We start from the raw sequence: 4,397 nt of genomic DNA on the forward strand, positions 1-4,397 counted from the left end.
CATAACGCCCCGGCCATAGAGCATGATCCGGACGAACTGGATCGGATCATGCTCCAAATGTCTTTTGCTTGACCCATTTTGCGCGCCGTCATCTGTCCCGGATGACTCCAAAATGTTCTGACAGGAGTGGATCGATGACCGACAGGCGGAGCTTCATCGGTGCGGGACTCGCGCTGGCGGTAACAACGCCTGCCTGGGCGGCAAAGGGCGACCCGATCGTCACCACCCGGAACGGGCGCATCAGGGGAACACGGGAAGGCGAGCTGCATGTCTTTCGCGGCGTCCGCTATGGACAGGATACGCAGCTCTGGCGCTTTCGCGCGCCGGTGGCGCCCGCGCCATGGCGCGACATCGTGCCTGCCACCACCTTTGCCCCATCCTGCCCCCAGCGTGCAAAACAGGATGCGGTCAGCGAGGATTGCCTGTTCCTCAACATCTGGACGCCGGGGCTGGAGCCTGCCGCGAGAAGGCCGGTGCTGCTTTATATCCATGGCGGCGCCTATTCCAACGGCAGCGTGGTCGATCCGCTAAATGACGGTCGCCATCTGGCGGGGCGCGACACCGTCGTCGTGACGGTCAACCATCGCCTGAATGCGCTGGGCTATCTATATCTCGCCGGGCTGGACCCGCGCTTTGCCGATAGCGGCAATGCCGGGCAGCTGGACCTGATCCTGGCGCTGCGATGGGTCAGGGACAATATCGCATCGTTCGGGGGCGATCCCGGCAATATCCTGGTCTTCGGCCAGTCGGGCGGCGGAGCGAAGATCGCAACGATGATGGCCATGCCGGCGGCCAAAGGGCTGTTTCACCGCGCCATCACCATGAGCGGGCAGCAGGTGACCGCCAGCGGCCCGATGAATGCGGCGCGTCGGACGGCAGCCTATCTGGCGAAGCTGGGCGTGTCGCCGGACGATCTGGAACCGTTGCTGACCATGCCGGTCGCGCGGTTGATCGACGGGCTGGACGCGATCGACCCGATATTGGGCGGCGGCGTCTATATGGGGCCGGTGCTGGACATGCGATGGCTGGAACGGCATCCCTTCTGGCCGGACGCCGCGCCGCAGGGCAATGCCATTCCGATGATGCTGGGCAATACCATCAACGAAACACGGGGATTTATCGATCCGGCCGGGCCGCTGATCCGGGGGCTGAACTGGTCCAACCTGCCGGACCGGATGGCGACCGAACTGCGGATGGATTTGCCGCCGCAATGGATCGCGGCGCAATATCGGGCGCAATATCCCGACTGGTCGCCAGAGCGTATCCTTTACGCCGCGACGACAGCCGGGCGCAGCTGGCCGGGACAGGTGATCGAGGCGGAGGCGCGGGCGCAGGCCGATGCACCGACATGGGTATATCAGGTGGATTTCCAGTCGCCCGTCAAGCCGGAACGTGGCGCGCCGCATGGCATGGACATCCCGCTGATATTCGGCACGCTGGATGCGACAGGATCGCTGACCGGGACCGGCGCGGGCGCGCGTTCGGCCTGCGCGGCGATGATGAAGCGGGTGCTGGCTTTTGCCCGGACCGGCAATCCCAATGGGCCGGACATGGCGGAATGGAGCCAATATAGGCTGGATCGGCGGGCGACGATGATCTTCGACACGGACAGCCGCATGATGAACGATCCGCGCGGTTGGGAGCGAAGGCTGTTCGCGCCTGTGCCCTATATCCAGCCGGGCAGTTGAAGCAGGGCACCTAAGGCAGGGCAGGGCGAACCGGTTTCTTTCGGACGGACGGGGCGCTCGGTCGCCAGCGATCGGGCGCGTCCGGTTGCGTCCTGACGCTTAACTTCGCAAATTTCCCGCTGAATCGGACATTTTATGTCCTGCCCGTAATCCTATTGGAAAGTCGGGCGGGGGCGTGCCCCGTTGGGCAAAGGTTTCCCATCATGGCGCGCAGGTTCGGCTGTAGGACAGAAGGAGTCGACAATGCCGATCCATGAATATACGTATCATATACGAATCGTATATTGAGGATGGACAACGGCGATGGGCATTGTAAAGATAGATGAGGCGCTGCACGAAGAGGTGCGCCGGGCGAGCGCGGTTATGTGCCGATCGATCAACGCGCAGGCGGAATTCTGGATGAAGATCGGCATGCTGGCCGAAGCCAATCCGACCATGGCCTTTACCGACATCGTCAAGGCGCAGCTGGCAGCCGTGCAGATCGGCAGTATCGATCCGGCAGAAGCAGCATGACCGGCGTGGAGGAAGGCGGATTCCGGCAGGAGATTGCGGGCTTTTTCGATCGTTATGTCGATGCCTTCATATGCGAGGATGCCGATGCGATTGCGGATCTTTGGGAGCCGGTCGGCCTGTTCCCGTCGCCCACCGGCAATTTCGCCATGGAGAGACCCGCATTTCGCGATCATGTGGTCGGGCTGCTGGCATTTTACCGGCGGCAGGGTGTCGTGCGGCCGGTCGTTGCCCTGATGGATGCGACGGCGCTGTTCCCCGATGTGGCGCAGGCGCGTGTCGCCTATCGCATGGAGGGCGCGGATGGTGCCGTCGTCGCGCAATGGGAGCATGTCTATATTCTGCGCCGGTCGGACGGATGGGGCGTGTCGCTGACCATTGCGGACGGCGAAATGGCGGCATGGGTGGCGGCCGGGGCGCAATTCTGACCGGAGAAGGGCATCCTTCAGCGATCAATGCCGGACGATGTCAGTCGTAGAGCGTTCCGGCCGGTTTCACTTCACCGGATAGGAGATGATCAGCGCCAGCGGTTCCTTGCCCGTCTGTTTTATGCCCACCACCGCGCCGTCATACAGATAGGCGGCCATGCCGGGCGTCAGGCCGCGGGTTTCGCCGTCCGATGTGACGTCGCCCGTGCCCGACAGGACATAATAGACTTCGTCATGGGCGATGGGGTGCAGGCCGATGGCGGACCCGACATGGAGGATGCGTTTGCGAAACTCCATGCGGCGCGGCTGCGGCACCGCATCGCTGATGCGATAGGCGGTGCTCATCCCGATCTTGCCATGGGGATTGGGTTCTTCGCGGGCGACGGTTTTTTCGTCGATCACCGCCATCGGCGGCGCCTTGCCGGAAGGCGTGGTGGCGGCGGCTGCTGCCAGCAGGAGAGGCAGGGCGATCATGGCTTCGCATCCTTTCCGCCCTGCCGCATCATCTTGTCACGATCGGACAGATGTTCCGCGATTTCATTGGTCTGGCCGGGATAGCGGCCCGATTTCGGTTCCATCGTGTCGAGATTCCAGTCTGCATCGACAAAAGGTGCGCGGGTCTGGGCCATTTTGGGATAGCCGCCGACCTGTTTTTCATCGTCGATAATTTCGCCGCGTCCTTCGGCCACGAAAAAGAGCAGGCGAATATCATCGGCGTCCCGGTCCCATGGGCGAGCGCCCGCTTTGGCAAGGACATGGGTTTCAACGTCGCGGGTGGGCAGGACGTCGGTGCCCGTCCACCAGACCGGCGGAGCGGACAGTTCGTTGAGCTTGGCGCGGGTTTCGCCATAGCGGCCGAACATCGGCAGGGCGACGCCGAAACGGTCGACCGCGATATTATCCTTGCCATGATAGTCGAGGTCGCCATCACCGCCCAGCATCAGGAACGGCATGCCGGGCGCGGTCGATGCCCCGCCGCGCATCACATTGCCCACGGCCGACAGCTTGCCCGTCTGATAGGGATGATCGCCCCATTCGAGCGCCATCAGATTATAATGGATCGCCCGTTCGCCCGGATCATAGATGATGTTGTTCACCACCTCTACCTGACCACCGCCCTTCACCAGCGGATTGCGTTCCTTGTTATGGGCATAGAGGTTGCGCCAGATCATGATCTGGCTGGCATTGTCGTGGATCAGCGTGCCCTTGCTATGTTCCCCCTTGGGATGGCTGGCGTCGGCCAGTCCTTCAGCCGCGATATTGTAGGAAAAGGTGATCGCGTGGCTGGTGCTCTTGCGCCAGTCGTCCGGGGTCTTGCCATCGAAGCGGGGGCCGGATGCGGACATATTCTCATCAATCGCCCAGGTGAAGCTGCAATGATCGATGATGACATTGTGCGCGCCGACCGTGGACATGGAATCGGCTTCCCAGCCGCTCATCTTGGGCTGGCCATCGACGCCGGTACGGATGCGGATATGGCGGACGACGACGTCATGGGTGGCGATGTCGATGCCGGTCTTGATCAGGGTGATGCCCGGCGAGGGCGCGGTCTGACCCGCGATGGTCACAAACGGTTCGGTGATTTTCAGCGTTTCGCGGCCCATGTCGATGATGCCGCCGACTTCGAAGACGATGATCCGCGGGCCTTTCGCCTGCAGCGCGGCGCGGAAGCTGCCGGGACCGCTTGCCGCAAGCGTGGTGACGCGGATGATGCGCCCGCCGCGACCGCCCGGTGTCGTGGCGGCCCATCCGACCGCACCGTGAAAGGCAA

Annotated in this window: 5 protein-coding genes; 3 read left to right on the forward strand and 2 right to left on the reverse strand. The window is 62.9% G+C overall.

Features of this window, described 5'->3' with window-relative positions; all coding sequences use genetic code 11:
* Positions 1 to 134: 134 nt before the first annotated feature.
* From ACOJSJ_RS12245 to ACOJSJ_RS12255, 3 genes are all read left to right on the forward strand, one after another.
* A complete protein-coding gene (locus tag ACOJSJ_RS12245; RefSeq protein ID WP_420145264.1) occupies positions 135 to 1,688 on the forward strand; it encodes a carboxylesterase/lipase family protein in 1,554 nt (517 codons plus the stop codon).
* Between the two features lie 303 nt (positions 1,689 to 1,991).
* On the forward strand, positions 1,992 to 2,201 hold the full coding sequence (locus tag ACOJSJ_RS12250) for a ParD-like family protein (RefSeq protein ID WP_420145265.1): 210 nt from the start codon (positions 1,992 to 1,994) through the stop codon (positions 2,199 to 2,201).
* The gene (locus ACOJSJ_RS12255; protein ID WP_420145266.1) at positions 2,198 to 2,626 is read left to right on the forward strand and encodes a hypothetical protein; all 429 of its coding nucleotides are present in this window, start codon (positions 2,198 to 2,200) and stop codon (positions 2,624 to 2,626) included. The genes ACOJSJ_RS12250 and ACOJSJ_RS12255 overlap by 4 nt, the downstream gene beginning before the upstream one ends.
* A gap of 66 nt (positions 2,627 to 2,692) precedes the next feature.
* On the opposite strand, the gene ACOJSJ_RS12260 is transcribed toward ACOJSJ_RS12255, so the two are convergent.
* A complete protein-coding gene (locus ACOJSJ_RS12260) occupies positions 2,693 to 3,100 on the reverse strand; it encodes a cupin domain-containing protein (RefSeq protein WP_420145267.1) in 408 nt (135 codons plus the stop codon).
* Positions 3,097 to 4,397 (reverse strand): pectate lyase family protein (locus tag ACOJSJ_RS12265; protein WP_420145268.1); only part of this gene is annotated, 1,301 nt, incomplete at its 5' end. The genes ACOJSJ_RS12265 and ACOJSJ_RS12260, both read right to left, overlap by 4 nt.

The organism is Sphingobium sp., from assembly GCF_048594625.1.
In the GTDB taxonomy this organism is placed as follows: Bacteria; Pseudomonadota; Alphaproteobacteria; order Sphingomonadales; family Sphingomonadaceae; genus Sphingobium.

Coding starts and splice junctions, on each gene's coding strand:
- ACOJSJ_RS12245 (WP_420145264.1), top strand. CDS start 135: ATGACCGACAGGCGGAGCTTCATCGGTGCGGGACTCGCGCTGGCGGTA.
- ACOJSJ_RS12250 (WP_420145265.1), top strand. CDS start 1,992: ATGGGCATTGTAAAGATAGATGAGGCGCTGCACGAAGAGGTGCGCCGG.
- ACOJSJ_RS12255 (WP_420145266.1), top strand. CDS start 2,198: ATGACCGGCGTGGAGGAAGGCGGATTCCGGCAGGAGATTGCGGGCTTT.
- ACOJSJ_RS12260 (WP_420145267.1), bottom strand. CDS start 3,100: ATGATCGCCCTGCCTCTCCTGCTGGCAGCAGCCGCCGCCACCACGCCT.